We start from the raw sequence: 15175 nt of genomic DNA, 5'->3' as shown, positions 1-15175 counted from the left end.
TCAGCGTTTCCGGCTGTTGGGCGCGCCGTAGCGAAGCACGGCGGGGCGCGGGGGCAGGTCGGGCGGGGTAAGGGTCGGGAAGACGGGCTCGCTGCGCTGCGCCTCGCTCGATTTGATCTTGTCGATGCGCACCCGCAGATCGTACCAGGCCGCCTGGCCGGTCACCGGGTCGGAATTGGAATAGCGGTAGCCGCCACGGTCCGGCAGCAATTCGCTGATCGCGTGGTTCAGCAGGAAACCCTTGGTTGCCTCCGGCGCGTCGGGGGCGAGGTTCCAGGCGCCGGCGCGCTTGCCGATGGCGTTCCAGGTCCACACCGTGTCGCGGTTCACGCCCTCCATGGTCTGGATCTGGCATTTCAGCTTGCCATGATGGCTGGTGACCCAGACCCAGTCCTCGTCCTCCAGCCCCTCATCCGCCGCCAGCTCGCGGCTGATATAGAGCCGGTTGCGGGTGTAGATCTGGCGCAGCCAGGCATTCTGCGAGCCCCAGGAATGGTACATCGGCATCGGCCGCTGGGTCAGCGCATGCAGTGGGTAATCGTCGGGATCGACGGCTTCTTCCTCGAACGGCACGTACCAGATCGGCAGCGGGTCGAAATATTGCTGTACGCGCGCGCGGTCGCGCTCCGGCGGCTGCACCGCGCCATGGCCTTGGGCGGCGAGGCGGAATTTCTGCATCGGCTCGCTGTAGAGCTGCAACACGATCTGCTCGGCCGAGTCGATCAGCCCCAGCTTCACCGCCGCCTCCAGATAGCCCTTGTTGGCGTGCTTGAAATAGAGCTGGTCGGGTTCCAGCTCATGCTTCCAGAAGCAGCCATTCTCGATATAGCGTTCTAGCTGCTTCGGGTTGGATGCCCCCTTGCCGGGCGTCTCGCCATCCTCGCCGCGCCAGCCGGCCAGCGGGCCGACACCGGGCTTGCGTTCGTGATTGACGATGTAGTCGGGATAGCCGCCGGGATAGCGCGGGCTGCCATCTTCCTTCACCAGGCCGGGCAGGCCCAGCCGTGCGCCCAGCTCGATCAGCACATCCTGGAACGGGCGCACATCGCGGTCCGGCTGGATGACCGGTTGGCGAATCGCGTCGGCGGGCCCGTGTGCGCTGCCGATCGGCCGGTCGAGCAGGGAGATGCAGTCCCAGCGTTCCAGATAGGTGGTGTCCGGCAGGATCAAATCGGCATAGGGCACCATCTCCGAATAATAGGCGTCGGAATAGATGATGCGCGGAATCTTGTAGCCGCCATCTGGGTTCTTGGCGGTCAGCTTCTCGATGGTGCCGCCGGTGTTCATGGTCGAATTCCACGACATGTTGGCCATGAACATGAACAGCGTGTCGATGGGGTAGGGATCGCCCGCCCAGGCATTGTGGATCGCCATGTGCATCAGCCCGTGAGCGGACATCGGCGCTTCCCAGGAATAGGCCTTGTCGATGCGCTTCGGCGTGCCGTCGGCCTCGACCAGCAGGTCTTCCGGCCCCTGGGTGAAGCCCAGCGGCATGCCCGGCAGCGGCGTGTTCGGCTTTACGTCCTTGCCGGCCGGCTTCGGTCCCGGCGGCATCGGGCGCGGGAACGGCGCCTTGTAGCGCCAGGCGCCCGGCGTATCGATGGCACCCAGCAGCATCTGCAGCAGATGGATCGCCCGGCAGGTATGGAAGCCGTTGGAATGGGCGGAGATGCCGCGCATCGCATGCATGGCGACCGGGCGGCCGATCATCTTCTCGTGCCGGCGGCCGGCCCAGTCGGTCCAGGGCTGGTCGATCACCACCTCTTTCTCGAAGGCGGTATGGGCGATCTCGGCAGCGATACGGCGGATGTCGTCGGCGGCGACGCCGCAGGTCTCGGCAACCGCGTCGGGGGCGTACTGGGTGTCGAGATAGCGCCCGGCCAGCAATTCGAACACCGGCACTGCCTTGCGGCCGTCGGGCAGCGTCACCTCGCCGACCAGCGACGGTGCGAAATCGGCGGATGGCGCCGCGACCGGCGCTTTTGCTTTCGCATCCCAGGCCAGCGGCTTGCCGTCGGCGTCGCGCGCGAACAGCCCGTCATCGGCGCCGCCCGGATTGCGCACCACCAGCCAGGGCGCGTTGGTGTAGCGCACCAGGAAGTCGATATCGATGCGGTTGGTGCGCAGCAATTCGTGGATCAGCGCGAAGACGAACAGCCCGTCGGTGCCGGGGCGGATGCCGACCCATTCATCGGCAATCGCGGCATAGCCGGTGCGCACCGGGTTCACCGCGACATATTTGGCGCCGCGTTCCTTCAGCTTGGTCAGGCCGGTCTTGATCGGGTTGGAATCGTGATCCTCGGCCACGCCGAACATCAGGAAATATTCGGCATGCTCCCAGTCCGGCTCGCCGAATTCCCAGAAGCTGCCGCCGATGGAATAAAGGCCGGCGGCCGCCATGTTCACCGAGCAGAAGCCGCCATGCGCGGCGAAGTTGGGGGTGCCGAACTGCGCCGCCCACCAGCCGGTGAAGGATTGGCTCTGGTCGCGCCCGGTGAAGAAGGCCAGCTTCTTCGGGTCGGTCTGGCGGATGCCGCCCAGCCAATCGGTGGCCAGCGACAGCGCCTCCTCCCACTCGATCTCCTTGAACTCGCCGGCGCCGCGCTCGCCCACGCGCAGCAGCGGCTTCTGCAGTCGGGCCGGGGAGTATTGCGTCATGATGCCTGCGGAACCCTTGGCGCACAGCACGCCCTTGTTCACCGGGTGGTTCTTATTGCCCTCGATATAGCGGACCTTGCCGTCCTTCAGATGCACCTTGATGCCGCAGCGGCAGGCGCACATGTAGCAGGTCGTGAACTTGGTCTCGTCGGCGACCTTTGGCGAGGTCTCGACCTGCTCGGCGGGGCCGGCCAGGCGTTCCAGCAGGTCAGGCTTGCGGTGCTGTGTCATGCTTCAGTGAATGCTTTCCGGGTCACGCCATCACGCCGATCTGCCAGGGCACGAATTCATAGCGCCCGACACCCAGCTCCTCGCTCTTGCTCTGCTTGCCCGACGCGGTGTCGAGCAGCAGCTGGAAGATACGCTCGCCCATCTCCTGCATCGAGACTTCGCCATCCATGATCAGGCCGCAATTGATGTCCATGTCCTCTTCCAGGCGGGTAAACATCGGCGTGTTGGTCGCCAGCTTCACCGACGGCACCGGCTTCGCGCCGAACATCGAGCCGCGCCCGGTGGTGAAGGCGATCAGATTGGCGCCGCCGGCGACCTGCCCGGTGGCCGATACCGGGTCGTAGCCCGGCGTGTCCATGAACACGAAGCCCTTGGCCGTCACCGGCTCGGCGTACTTATAGACCTCCATCAGCGGCCCGGTGCCGCCCTTCATGGAGGAGCCCAGCGACTTCTCGAAGATGTTGGCGAGGCCACCGGCCTGATTGCCGGGGCTGACCACGCCATTGATCTGCGTATCGCGGCCCTTGTTGTAATCATCCTTCCACCAGCGGATGCGCTCGATCAGCTTCTCGCCGACCTCGCGGCTGATGGCGCGGCGCGTCAGCGTGTGCTCGACGCCATAGATTTCCGGCGTCTCGGACAAGATCGCCGTGCCGCCATGCCGGACCAGTATATCCATCGCCGCACCCAGCGCCGGGTTGGCGGTAATCGAGGAGAAGCCGTCGGAGCCGCCGCATTGCAGCCCCACGGTCAGATGGCTGGCGGAAACGGTCTGCCTTGTGACCTTGTTGGCCTCCGGCAGCATCGCCTTCACCGCTTCAATGCCGGCCTCGATGCTTTTGCGCGTACCGCCGGTCTCCTGCATGGTGAAGGTCTTGAGGTTGTCGGAAACCTCCAGCCCCTGCTCCAGCATCAGCCCGGCGATCTGGTTGCGCTCGCAGCCCAAGCCCACCACCACGGCGGCGGACAGGTTGGGATGTCGGATATAGCCGGCCATGGTCCGGCGCAGCAGGTTCATCGGCTCGCCCGACAGTTCCATGCCGCAGCCGAGCTGATGCGCCAGCGCGACCACGCCATCGACATTGGGATAGTCGGCCAGCCGTTCCGGCGTGAAGTAATCCGCGACGCCATGCACCACGGTGGCGGAGCAGTTCACCGTGGAGATGATGCCGATATAGTTGCGGGTCGCCACCCGCCCGTCCGGCCGCACGATGCCCTGGAAGGTCGCGCGCTCCGCCTCCGGCAGCAGTTCGACCGGCTTGTAGTCGCGGGCATAGGCATAGTCGCGGTCGAATTCACGGAACTCGATATTGTGGCTGTGCACCATGGCGCCGGCCGGGATGTCCTCCGCCGCGAAGCCGATGGTGGTGCTGTATTTCTGCACCGGCTCGCCCTTGGCGATGGCGCGCGACGCGATCTTGTAGCCCGGCTTCACCTCGTCGCGGGAGACGATGCCCTCGCCCGGAATCGCGGTGCCGGCGGCGACCGGGATGCGGGCGACGACGACATTGTCGTCCGGGTGCAGGCGGATGACCGGACCGGTCAGGGTCTTGGCGAAGGCGTTCATGGCTGGCCTCTCGGAAAGCGGGGCTGGCTGGCGGGTATTAGCGGCCGGTCGCCTTGCGCCAGGCGGCGAAGTCGATGCGGGTCTGCTCCTCGGTCGCCGGATAGAGACCAAGAATGGAGCGGCCCTTCATCACCTCCTCGGTGACGAAATCCTCGAAGGCGGTCATTTCCACCGCCTCGGCGGCGATCTCATCGGCCAGATGGGCGGGAATCACCACCACGCCGTCGCCATCGCCGACCACCGCGTCGCCCGGCCATACCGGCACGTCGCCGCAACCGATCGGCACATTGATGTCGATGGCCTGGTGCAGCGTCAGGTTGGTCGGCGCCGAGGGACGGTTGTGATAGGCGGGGATGGCCAACCGGGCGATCTCCGGCGCGTCGCGGAAGCCGCCATCGGTCACCACGCCGGCGACGCCGCGCTTCATCAGGCGGCTGACCAGGATGGAGCCGGCCGAGGCGGCGCGCGCATCCTTGCGGCTGTCGATCACGAACACCGCATCTGGTGGGCATTCCTCCACCGCCTTGCGCTGCGGATGGCCGCGATCCTGGAAGGCAGTCAGCGGGTTCAGATCCTCGCGCGCCGGCATGTAACGCAGGGTGAAGGCCTCGCCGACCATCGGCCCGGCTTCCGGGTTCAGCGGGTGCACATCCTGGATGAACTGGTTGCGGAAGCCGCGTTTGTACAGCGCCGTGCAGATCGTCGCCGTGCTGACACTCTTCAGCTTTTCCCGGGTTTCGGGCTTCAACGCCATGGGTCGCTCCGTGGAATTTTCTGGACGTCACCCGTCTGGGGACAGGCGTCGTCAGTTGTTATGATCGATAACAGGCAGTAAGGCATTCCCCGCCCGCCCTGTCAATTTGCTGAGGGTCAATTTGCGGGTGGCATTCAGGCAGCGTGCGGCCGCACGGTTTTGCGGATCGCCTCGCCGGTTTCCTGCTCGGTCCGTTTCAGATCATATTCCTGCTGCAGATTCAGCCAGAACTTCGCGGAGGTGCCGAAAAACCGTGCGAGCCGGAGTGCCGTGTCCGCCGAGATCGACCGTTCGCCCTTTAGGATGGTTGTGATGCGGTTCGGCGGCACGGCCAGCGCTTCGCCGAGGGCGCGCGCCGACAGGCCGAGCGCTTCCATCTCTCCGGCCAATATCTCGCCGGGGTGGATCGGCGGCAGGCCGTTGCCGGTCGGCTCGAAACGCTCTTCGCTCATGGCAATCCTCTATCGGTGATAATCCACCAGTTCCACATCCTGCGCTTCGCCATCTCGAAAGCGGAAGCAAAACCGCCAGCGATCGTTCACACGGATGCTGTATTGCCCTTTCCGATTGCCGCCCAAGGCTTCGAAACGGTTGGACGGCAGCAGCATCAAATCCTCGATGGAGTCGGCCGATGCGAGGATTTGCAACCGCCGGGCGGCCTGGCGTTCAATGCCGGCAAAACGGCGAATGCGCTTTCCGGCGAAGAAGTCCCGCGTTTCCTTGTCGGCGAAGCTTTTGATCACATGGTACTATAACGAATGATACGCGTTACGTCACGCGTACTTTATGCCCTCGCTTCCATCCTCGGCAGCACGAACAGGCGCAGGGCCAGCGCGGCCAGCATCAGCGCGCAGATGATGAAGGCCATCGGCCGGGCGGTGCCGTCATTCAGCAATCCGACCAGCGCGCCGGCAATGCCGCCGGTGCCGAATTGCAGCACGCCGATCAGCGCGGCGGCGCTGCCGGCGTTCCTGCCTTGCGGGGCCATCGCCGCGGCCAGCGCATTGGGGCCGACAATGCCCTGGCTGGCGACGCAGAAGAACAGCGGGATCAGCAGCCCGATCAGCCCGCCGATGCCGGTCGCCGCGATCAGCGCCAGCGCGACCCCGGCCAGGGCGGCAAGCGGCAGGACGGCGTTCAGGATCATGCGCCCCTCATAGCGGGCGAGCAGCCGGTGGTTCAACTGCGCGGCGGCGATCAGGCCGATGGCGTTCAGCCCGAACAGCAGGCCGTACTGTTCCGGCGGCACGTCATAGAGTTCGATGAACACAAAGGGGGAGCCGGTGATGTAGGCGAACATCGCCGCCTGCACGCAGCCGCCGGTCATCGCATAGGCGAGGTAGTGGCCGTTGGCCATCAGCCCGCCATAGGTTCGGAACACCTGGCCCAGCCCGTCGCGGCGGCGTTTCTCGGCCGGCAGGCTTTCCGGCAGGAAGAAGATGACCGCCAGCAGGCACAGCATGCCGAAGCCGGCCAGCACCCAGAAGATCGTGCGCCAGTCGGCGATCAGCAATATCTGCCCGCCGACCAGCGGCGCCAGGATCGGCGCTAGCCCCATCACCAGCATGAGCCGGGCGTAGATCCTTGCCGACCCACGCTCGTCGAACAGGTCGCGCACCATGGCGCGGGATATCACCATGCCGGCGCAGCCGCCCAGCGCCTGCGCGAGGCGCAGCAGGATCAGGCTGTCGATGCTGCCGGCCAGCGCCGCGCCGCCTGAGGCCAGCACATAGACGGCAAGCCCGGCATAGAGCGGCGGCTTGCGGCCGTAGCGGTCAGCCAGCGGGCCATAGAGAAGCTGCCCCACCGCCAGCCCCAGCAGGAAAAGCGACAGGGTCATCTGCACATTGCCGGCTGTCGTGGCGAAATCCTGCTGCAGCGCCGGGAAGGCGGGCAGGTACATGTCGATCGACATCGGCGCGAAGGCGATCAGCGCGCCGAGGATCAGCGCCAGGCGAAGGGTCGAGGGCATCGATGAACCGGCGGTTGCGGAACGGGGGCTTGAGTGCATTGCTCTACACGATCCGGTCCGCCGCGTCGAACAGGACGGATGCGGGAGGAGAACTGCGGGAGGAGGGCTGCGGAGAATGCAGGTCTTTCCCTTCTGTCCTGCAGTAGAGTTCAGGCACTGTCCCCTGCCGAGACGCATCATGGCCATCGCTGACCTTGCCTGGATCTGGATACCGATCACCCTGTGGGCGGCGTTTGCCCAGACCATCCGCAATGCCACGCAGCGCCATCTGGTCGCCGGGCTCGGCACGCTGGGGGCAACGCTGGTGCGTTTCCTCTATGGCCTGCCCTTCGCCATTGTCTGGCTGCTGCTGGTCTGGGGGGCTTCAGGCGAGGCGGTGCCCGGCGCGAACGGCAGTTTCCTGTTCTGGGTGACGGAAGGCGCCATCGCGCAGATCGCCGCCACGGCGCTGCTGCTGCGGGCGATGGCGGAGCGCAATTTCGCGCTGGGCGTGGCCTATTCCAAGACGGAAATCCTGCAGGTCGCAGTGTTTGGCGCGGTGCTGATCGGCGATCCGGTCAGCCTGCCGGCGGTCATTGCCATTCTGGTGGCGACGGCCGGCGTCATGCTGGTGTCGCTGCCGGCCGGCAAGGTGTCGCTCTCCTCGCTGATCGCCGGCCTCGGCTCGCGCCCGGCCCTGCTGGGCATGGCGGCGGGCACGATGTTCGCGCTGTCGGCGGTGGGATATCGCGGCGCGGCGCTGGCGCTGGAGCCGGCCTCTCCGGTGATGGGGGCAGCGACCGCGCTGGTCTGGGCGCAGAGCATCCAGACAGTGCTGCTGGGCGGCTGGCTGCTGGCACGCAACGCGCCGGTGGTGCTGGCCGTGCTGAAGGCCTGGCGGCTGTCGCTGCTGGCCGGGATGATGGGGGCGCTGGCCTCCATCGGCTGGTTCACCGCGATGGCGCTGGAGCCGGTCGCCAATGTGCGCACGCTGGGGCTGACAGAATTGTTGTTCAGCCTGATCGTTTCGCAGCGTGTGTTCCGCGAGAGCCTGTCACGGCGGGAGATGATCGGCCTCGCCCTGGTGCTGATTGGGCTTGTCGGGATCGTACGGGTGGCCTGAATGCCACGCCATCGACGCGCCGCCGGGAGGCTCGGGCACGGCGGATTTTTCTTGGAATTTAAAGATCGTTAACTTTCTTGGCTTATGGTTACCGCTTCTGCACAGTAATCGAGTCAGCAACGGCGATGGAAAAAGCGACCCAGTTCCAGTTTCAGCATCGTCTCTTCAAGATCGAGGGCGGCTTTTTCCGCCGCGATCCGCAGTCGGGAGAGCCGGTCTATAATCTGCCATCCGACGATCTGAAGGTCGTGCTGCCGATCAATGCACTCAGGACGGAATTCCGGATCGAGGGCGATCATCCCGACGCGCCGCTGATCGATCTGGTCGGCCAGGCGCTGAAGCATGTCCGCGAAGTGCATCCGGGTGATTCCATTCCCAACGAGGTCATTGACGGATCTGCCTCCTGGAGCATCGAGCCGCGCCACTACAAGCGCGCGCGTATGCGCATCGATGTGCAGCTTGCCTCCTGGATTTCCGGCGACGAGCAGGTGCTGGTCGATGAGGATTTGCTGGAGCAGCTGGCGGACGATCCCAAGACCAAGGAAAAGCTCGACAAGGCCATCGCGCGCCTGGGCGGCGAAATTGGCGGAGGGGGCGATGCCATGCTTTCGCCGGCCGACCGGGTCAGCCAGCGCATCGAGGCACTGGTGCGGGAACTCTCCTATATCGAGTCGCTGCGCGAGCATTTCCTGGCGCTCAATACAATTCTGGAAAAACTTGAAAAGCTGGTGAAGCTGTTCAAGAACAGCCGAGTGGTGAAGGACGAGATCGCCCGCGTGAAGGTGCTGTTCTCGACGCCCGACAAGGATATCAAGAACCTGCTCACCGATATGGATGACCACACGTCCGAGGTGCGCAGCCTGGTCCTGAACTATGAGAACAGTGTCAACTACATCCGCGAGAAGCGCGACCTGCTGCGCGGGTATTCTATGGAATGGGACGAGATTTTCGATCTCTGGCGGGAAACCCCCATTACCGCCGACGAGAATGCGGTACGGCTGATCCGCACGACCTATCATTTTCTCAGCCCGCGTTACGCCCCGAGCGTGAAATGGACCGCCAGCGTCATGCGCTGACGCCAGACCAGCTGTTTCTCTCCCTTCAATTGTATGAAAAGCTGAGAGCAACGCTGTGGGTTGTTCGGGGCTGTCATGCAGGTATTGCCGGCGCAAAGGGAAGGGCTGCTGTTCGCCTGTCTTCTGGAAGCGGGCGTTCGCTATGTCGAAGGCGCCTCGGATAGTCTGCCGGAGGGAACGGTGGCGCTTGGCCGCCAGCGCGATGGACTGATCCGCCATGGCCGGTTTTTGCGGGATGCGCAGCCCGGCCCGTCCGAAACCGCCCCCGAAACCACTCCCGATCTGGATGCCTATCTGCGGCGCGTGGCGGATTATCCGCTGGCTGTCCGCTTCGCCCTGCGCGCGGCGCTGGGGCAGGTGGGGGGCCCGAAAAGCGAGCCGGCATTCGGCCCGTCTTTCGCCTGGCTGCAACGACTGGAGGCTTTGCCGGCCCGGCAACGCGCCGACCGCGCCTATGATTTCGGGGCCGGGCTGACGCTGGCGGTACCCTGCGGCGATGCCGGCCTGTTTCTGCGCGGCTGGCTGTGGGACCCGCAAGGTGCGGTGCAGAGCATGACCCTCATCAGCCCCTATGGCGAACGCCAGCGCGTCATGCCGTACTTTCTGCCGCTGGCGGACGATCCGGTGCGCCGGCATTTCGCGCCGGACGGCCTGCCTTCCCATCCGCTGCCGCCGAACTTCGCGGCCTTTGTGCCGCTGGACCGCGACCCCCGCCATTGCCTGCAGGTGCGGCTGGAGATCGTCTTGCCGGGCGGCCTGACGGAGGAGCTGGTGTCGCCCGTGCACCGGCTGTCGCGGCCGCAGGGGCGGGACGCGCTGCTGGCCAGCCTGCCCGCCGGGGCGGCAACGCCGGCCTTGCTGGAAGGATGCGTGCATCCGGCGCTCTCCGTGCTGAATGGCGATCTGCTGGCGGGCAAGCAGATCGCGGAGACTCATCGTTTCGGCATGGCGCCGGTATCGTCTGCGGTCAGCGTCATCGTGCCCCTCTATGGCGTTTACGATTTCCTCGATATTCAGGCGGTGCGCTTCGGCTTCGATCCCGGCATGCGCGAGGCCGAGCTGATCTATGTGCTGGACCGGCCTGAAGATGCGATAGCAGTGCGTGACCGGCTGGAGGGGCTGCACCAGACCTACGGTTTGGCCTGCCGCCTTGCGGTGTGCGCGGAGAATTACGGCTATGGCCCGGCCTGCACCCTAGGCGCCGGGCTGGCATCGGCGCCGCTGCTGCTGTTCCTGAATGCCGATGTGGTGCCGGAGACGCCCGGCTGGCTGTCGCGGCTGGCAGCGTTCCATGCAGCGCAGCCGGAAGCGGGCGTGACCGGGCCGCGTCTGCTGTTCGCCGATGGTGGGTTGCAGCATGCCGGCCTGTTCTTCGCACGCGGCGAACAGCCCTGGTGGGTGAACCGGCATTACTGGAAAGGGTTTCCCGGCGATCATCCGCCAGCGCTTATCAACCGGGAGGTGCCGGGCGTCACCGGTGCCTGCCTGATGATCGAAGCCGATCTGTTCCGGCAGGCGGGCGGCTTTCATCAAGAGTATGTGCTGGGCGATTTCGAGGATTCCACGCTGGCGCTGGCCTGCCGGGCGCTGGGGCGGCGCAATTACTATTGTGCCGATATCGCGCTGGTGCATCAGGAGAGGGCCTCGATGGCGTTGCATCCGGGCCATCGAGGCGGGGTCGCCTCGCTCTATAATGGCTGGCTGCAGGACCGGCGCTGGGGCAAAGCCATCGCCGCGCTGATGGCCGATCCCGCCTTCGCCGAGACTCCGCTTCCCGTGCCCGCGTGATCCGCGTTCTGCATCTGGTCCATAATCACCCGGAGGTGCATCCGGGTGGTACGGAGATTCAGGCGCTGCGGCTGGTCCGCGCGCTGAACGCGGATGGAAGAGTGGAGGCGCATCTGGCCGCCGCCACCCGCCAGATACCGCATCCCGGCACCATCCTGCGGCGCAGCCGGGATGGGCGGGACACGCTGCTGGCGGGCGGTGCGTTCGACCGTTTCCTGCTGTCGCAGCGCGACCGCCTGCATTTCCTGGCCGAATTCGCCCGCTATCTCACCCTGCTGAACCCGCAGGCGGTGCATCTGCACCATCTCTACGATCTGGGGGCGGAGCTGCTGGCGGTGATCCGCCGCACCCTGCCGGATGTTCGCATTCTGCTGTCGCTGCATGATTTTCACCTGCCCTGCCACCGCGACGGGTTGATGGTGACCGGGGAGGGCGCGTTATGCGAGACGGCTCAGACGATGGCCTGCGCCGCCTGCTGCCCCGGCCTGTCGGCGGCAGATTTCCAGCGCCGCTATCTGTTCCTCACAGCGCATCTCGATCTGGTGGATAGGTTCATTGCCCCCAGCCTGTTCGCGTTGCAGCGTCATGCCGAGTGGGGTCTGCCGCATGACAAGCTCTATCATCTGCCGAATATCGCGCCTGATGGGGCGCCCGATCTGATGCCAGCGGTGGCATCAGAACAGCGCCGCCGCGACCGGCTCGGCTATTTCGGCAATCTGCTGCCGCACAAGGGGCTGGCGGTGCTGCTTCGCGCCTGCCAAATGCTGAAGCGCGCAGGACATGGTTTCAGCCTCGCGGTTCATGGCGACGACCAGCATATGCCGGAGAGGTATCGCGCCGCGATCGCGCCGTTGCTGGATGAGTTGGGCGAGGCGGTGACGCTGCACGGTGCCTACGCGCCGGAGGAAGCGGCGGAACTTATGCGCGGCGTGGACTGGATCGTGGCACCCTCGGTCTGGTGGGAGAACGATCCGCTGGTGCTGCAGGAAGCGCTCGCCGCCGGCCGCCCGGTCATCGCGTCGGATATCGGCGGCATGGCGGAGGCGGTGCGCCGGCAGTCGCTCGGCCTGCTGGCGCCGGAAGGTGACGCGGACGCGCTGGCGGCAACGCTGACACGCTGCCTGGCGGAGCAGGATTTGTGGCAGCACTGCCGCGCGGCAATGCGCCCCGACCCGGAGCGGCATGGCCTTGCGCCCTTACTGCGGCTTTATGGCCTTATTTCACCCTCTCCCCTGGCGGGAGAGGGAAAAGCCACCTAACCCCGTTTCCAGCTGGTGCCCTGGGGGCCGTCTTCCAGCACGATGCCAGCCTCGGTAAGCAGGGCGCGGATGCGGTCGGCCTCGGCGAAATCCTTGGCATGACGGGCATCGCGGCGGGCCTCGATCAGCGCGTCGATTTCCGCATCGGACAGGCCGGCCTGCTCGCCTTCGGGCTGCCAGCGGAACCAGCTTTCCGGGTCTTCACCCAGCAAGCCCAGCAGCCTGCCGGCGGCGAGCAGCTTTTCGGTCGCGGCGACGATCTGGGAGTCGGTCTTGGCCTTGTTCGCGGTGGTCGCCAGCTCGTGCAGATGGGCGAAGGCGAGCGGCGTGTTCAGATCGTCCTCCAGCGCCGCCAGCACCTCGAACGGCACGTCATCAGCCGGCGCGATATCCTCATCGACGCTCAGGCCCCGCCGCACGGCGGTATAGAGCCGGTCGAGCGCGGTCTTGGCCTCGCGCAGATGCGCGCTGCTCCAGTTCAGCGGCTGGCGGTAATGCCCGGCCAGCAGGGCATAGCGGATCGCCTCCCCCGGCACGTCGCCGCGTAGCTCGCGCACGGTGACGATATTGCCGATGGATTTCGACATCTTCTCGTCTTCGACGGTGAGATAGCCGTTATGCACCCAGTAGCGGGCGAAGAAGGCGGTGCCGCTGGCGCAGCGCGACTGCGCAATCTCGTTCTCGTGGTGCGGGAAGATCAGATCGAGCCCGCCGCCATGAATGTCGAAGGTTTCGCCGAGATATTTGGCGCTCATCGCCGAGCATTCGATGTGCCAGCCGGGCCGGCCGCGGCCCCACGGGCTGTCCCAGCCGGGGATGTCCGGCTCCGACGGCTTCCACAGGATAAAATCCGCCGCATCCTTCTTGTAGGGGGCGACCTCGACGCGCGCACCGGCGATCAGCTCGTCGCGGTTGCGCCGCGACAGCTGGCCGTAATCCGGCATGGAGGGTACGCTGAACAGCACATGGCCGTCCGCCGCATAGGCATGGCCCTTTTCGATCAGCGTCTCGATCATCGCGATCATCTCGGCGATATGCTGGGTGGCGCGCGGCTGCACGTCAGGCTCCAGCACTCCGAGCGCGCCCATATCTTCGAGATAGGCCTCGGTCGTGCGCGCGGTGATGGTGCCGATTTCCTCGCCCGTCGCCTTGGCCTTGGCGTTGATCTTGTCGTCCACATCGGTGAAGTTGCGGACGTAGGTGACCGTCGGATACAGCGCCTTCAGCACGCGGTACAGCACGTCGAACACCACCGCCGGGCGGGCATTGCCGATATGGGCATAGTCATAGACCGTGGGGCCGCAGACATACATCCGCACATTGCCCGGATCGAGCGGCTGGAACTCTTCCTTCTGGCGGGTCAGCGTATTGTGCAGGTAAAGCGGCACGGCAAGTCTCTTCGGTGATCGGGCAGGGATGGGCGGAACGGCGCGGATCAGCGTCGACAGAGCCGTTCCAGCACGCGCTTGCGCCCGATCAGCGGTAGCAGATTGGCAAGCTCCGGTCCATGCTCGCGACCGGTGAGCGCCAGGCGCAGCGGCAGGAACAGCGCCTTGCCCTTGCGGCCTGTGGCCTCCTGCACGGATTTGGTCCAGCCCTTCCAGGTGGCGGCGTCCCAAGGTTCCGGCGGCAGCAGGCCGGCGGCCGCGTCCAGCAGTTCCATATCCGCCGTCGGCTGCGAGTCTGGTTGGCCGGCGACGATGCGCTGCCAGTCCGGGATCTCGGACAGGCGCTGGATATTGCCCTTCACCGCCTCCCACAGCGCCGCGTCGGCGCCCTCGGGCAGGCGGTCGGCCACTGCCTCGTAGGGCAGGGTGTGCAGCAGCCTGGCGTTCATTGCCGTGAGATCGTCTTCCGACAGGCGCGGCGTGGCATGGCCGAATTTGGCGATGTCGAAGGCCTCCACCAGCGCCTGCCAATCGGCGCAGATCTCCGGCGGTTCACCCTGCCCCAGCCGCAGCAGCAGCGAGGCGATGGCCAGCGGTTCCAGTCCGCTGTCGCGCAGGCTCTCAAGCGACAGGCTGCCGATCCGCTTGGAGAGGCCCTGCCCCTCGGCGTCAGAAATCAGCGGCAGATGCGCGAAACCGGGCGGCGGGAAACCCAGCGCCGCGAACAGCTGCAGCTGCACGCCGGTGTTGGAGATGTGATCGGCGCCGCGGATGATGTGGGTCACACCCATCTCGCCATCATCGACCACCGAGGCCAGGGTGTAGAGCGGGACGCCATCGGCGCGGATCAGCACCGGGTCGCTCATGCTGGCGATCTGGATATGGCTGTCGCCCTGCACGAGGTCGGTCCAGGCGGGGTCGTCGCCCTGTAGTTTAAAACGCCAGTGCGGGGCAATGCCCTGTGCCTCCAGCGCCGATTTCTCGGCGTCGCTCAGCGCCAGGGCGGCGCGGTCATAGACCGGCGGCTTGCCGGCGGTCAGCTGCGCCTTGCGCTTCAGCGCCAGCTCTTCCGGCGTCTCGTAGCAGGCATAGAGCCGGCCGCTTTTCTTAAGCCGTTCGATGGCCGCGTCGTAGCGCTCCAGCCGCTCGGACTGGCGGGCGAAATCGTCCCAGCGAATGCCGAGCCAGGCGAGATCGGCCTCGATGGCAGCCGCGAATTCCGATGTGGAACGCTCCTGATCGGTATCGTCGAGACGCAGCAGGAAGCGACCGCCGCTCTTGCGGGCGAACAGGGAATTCACCAGCGCGATGAAGGCATTGCCCAGATGCAGCCGGCCGGTCGGGCTGGGCGCGAAGCGGACCAGGGTCATAATACGGGCC

12 protein-coding genes are annotated in these 15175 nt (G+C 65.9%); 4 read left to right on the top strand and 8 right to left on the bottom strand.

The features are described from left to right. The 6 genes from BKM74_RS12515 to BKM74_RS12490 form a co-directional block, all read right to left on the bottom strand. On the bottom strand, nucleotides 1-2889 hold the full coding sequence (locus BKM74_RS12515; protein ID WP_086466047.1) for a molybdopterin oxidoreductase family protein: 2889 nt from the start codon (nucleotides 2887-2889) through the stop codon (nucleotides 1-3). A gap of 22 nt (nucleotides 2890-2911) precedes the next feature. After that, nucleotides 2912-4456, bottom strand: coding sequence for a UxaA family hydrolase (locus BKM74_RS12510; RefSeq protein ID WP_086466046.1), 1545 nt, complete (start codon nucleotides 4454-4456; stop codon nucleotides 2912-2914). Between the two features lie 37 nt (nucleotides 4457-4493). Continuing rightward, the gene (locus tag BKM74_RS12505) at nucleotides 4494-5210 is read right to left on the bottom strand and encodes a ribonuclease activity regulator RraA (RefSeq protein WP_176342518.1); all 717 of its coding nucleotides are present in this window, start codon (nucleotides 5208-5210) and stop codon (nucleotides 4494-4496) included. A gap of 134 nt (nucleotides 5211-5344) precedes the next feature. Next, a complete protein-coding gene (locus tag BKM74_RS12500; RefSeq protein ID WP_086466045.1) occupies nucleotides 5345-5662 on the bottom strand; it encodes a HigA family addiction module antitoxin in 318 nt (105 codons plus the stop codon). 9 nt (nucleotides 5663-5671) lie between these two features. Then, a complete protein-coding gene (locus BKM74_RS12495; protein WP_086466044.1) occupies nucleotides 5672-5953 on the bottom strand; it encodes a type II toxin-antitoxin system RelE/ParE family toxin in 282 nt (93 codons plus the stop codon). Nucleotides 5954-5994: 41 nt separating this feature from the next. Continuing rightward, a complete protein-coding gene (locus BKM74_RS12490) occupies nucleotides 5995-7182 on the bottom strand; it encodes a Bcr/CflA family multidrug efflux MFS transporter (RefSeq protein ID WP_086466043.1) in 1188 nt (395 codons plus the stop codon). A gap of 178 nt (nucleotides 7183-7360) precedes the next feature. Between BKM74_RS12490 and BKM74_RS12485 the strand changes: the two genes are divergently transcribed. From BKM74_RS12485 to BKM74_RS12470, 4 genes are all read left to right on the top strand, one after another. Continuing rightward, entirely contained in the window at nucleotides 7361-8284 is a 924-nt protein-coding gene (locus BKM74_RS12485; RefSeq protein ID WP_086466042.1) for a DMT family transporter, read from the top strand. 125 nt (nucleotides 8285-8409) lie between these two features. Then, complete coding sequence (locus BKM74_RS12480; RefSeq protein WP_086466041.1) at nucleotides 8410-9360, top strand: hypothetical protein; 951 nt, start codon at nucleotides 8410-8412, stop codon at nucleotides 9358-9360. A 75-nt stretch (nucleotides 9361-9435) separates the two neighbouring features. After that, the gene (locus tag BKM74_RS12475) at nucleotides 9436-11148 is read left to right on the top strand and encodes a glycosyltransferase (protein WP_086466040.1); all 1713 of its coding nucleotides are present in this window, start codon (nucleotides 9436-9438) and stop codon (nucleotides 11146-11148) included. Further along, complete coding sequence (locus BKM74_RS12470) at nucleotides 11145-12407, top strand: glycosyltransferase family 4 protein (protein ID WP_086466039.1); 1263 nt, start codon at nucleotides 11145-11147, stop codon at nucleotides 12405-12407. Before BKM74_RS12475 ends, BKM74_RS12470 begins: the two co-directional genes overlap by 4 nt. Here the strand turns inward: BKM74_RS12470 and cysS are convergent. Beyond that, entirely contained in the window at nucleotides 12404-13795 is a 1392-nt protein-coding gene (gene cysS, locus BKM74_RS12465) for a cysteine--tRNA ligase (RefSeq protein ID WP_086466038.1), read from the bottom strand. The two genes, BKM74_RS12470 and cysS, sit on opposite strands and share 4 nt — an antisense overlap. A 47-nt stretch (nucleotides 13796-13842) precedes the next feature. Then, nucleotides 13843-15165 carry a glutamate--tRNA ligase gene (gene gltX, locus BKM74_RS12460; RefSeq protein ID WP_086466037.1) on the bottom strand — a complete coding sequence of 441 codons (1323 nt, stop codon included), beginning with the start codon at nucleotides 15163-15165 and terminating at the stop codon, nucleotides 13843-13845. Between the last annotated feature and the right edge of the window lie 10 nt (nucleotides 15166-15175).

This window comes from Oceanibaculum nanhaiense, from assembly GCF_002148795.1.
Lineage (GTDB): Bacteria > Pseudomonadota > Alphaproteobacteria > Oceanibaculales > Oceanibaculaceae > Oceanibaculum > Oceanibaculum nanhaiense.
The sequence above is the reverse complement of the archived record's forward strand: the minus strand, read 5'-3'. Positions and strand labels throughout refer to the sequence as shown.

What these genes read in the sequence shown, in the direction of transcription:
- BKM74_RS12515 (WP_086466047.1), bottom strand. Translation starts at nt 2,889, where the DNA reads ATGACACAGCACCGCAAGCCTGACCTGCTGGAACGCCTGGCCGGCCCC.
- BKM74_RS12510 (WP_086466046.1), bottom strand. Translation starts at nt 4,456, where the DNA reads ATGAACGCCTTCGCCAAGACCCTGACCGGTCCGGTCATCCGCCTGCAC.
- BKM74_RS12505 (WP_176342518.1), bottom strand. Translation starts at nt 5,210, where the DNA reads ATGGCGTTGAAGCCCGAAACCCGGGAAAAGCTGAAGAGTGTCAGCACG.
- BKM74_RS12500 (WP_086466045.1), bottom strand. Translation starts at nt 5,662, where the DNA reads ATGAGCGAAGAGCGTTTCGAGCCGACCGGCAACGGCCTGCCGCCGATC.
- BKM74_RS12490 (WP_086466043.1), bottom strand. Translation starts at nt 7,182, where the DNA reads ATGCCCTCGACCCTTCGCCTGGCGCTGATCCTCGGCGCGCTGATCGCC.
- BKM74_RS12485 (WP_086466042.1), top strand. Translation starts at nt 7,361, where the DNA reads ATGGCCATCGCTGACCTTGCCTGGATCTGGATACCGATCACCCTGTGG.
- BKM74_RS12480 (WP_086466041.1), top strand. Translation starts at nt 8,410, where the DNA reads ATGGAAAAAGCGACCCAGTTCCAGTTTCAGCATCGTCTCTTCAAGATC.
- BKM74_RS12475 (WP_086466040.1), top strand. Translation starts at nt 9,436, where the DNA reads ATGCAGGTATTGCCGGCGCAAAGGGAAGGGCTGCTGTTCGCCTGTCTT.
- gltX (WP_086466037.1), bottom strand. Translation starts at nt 15,165, where the DNA reads ATGACCCTGGTCCGCTTCGCGCCCAGCCCGACCGGCCGGCTGCATCTG.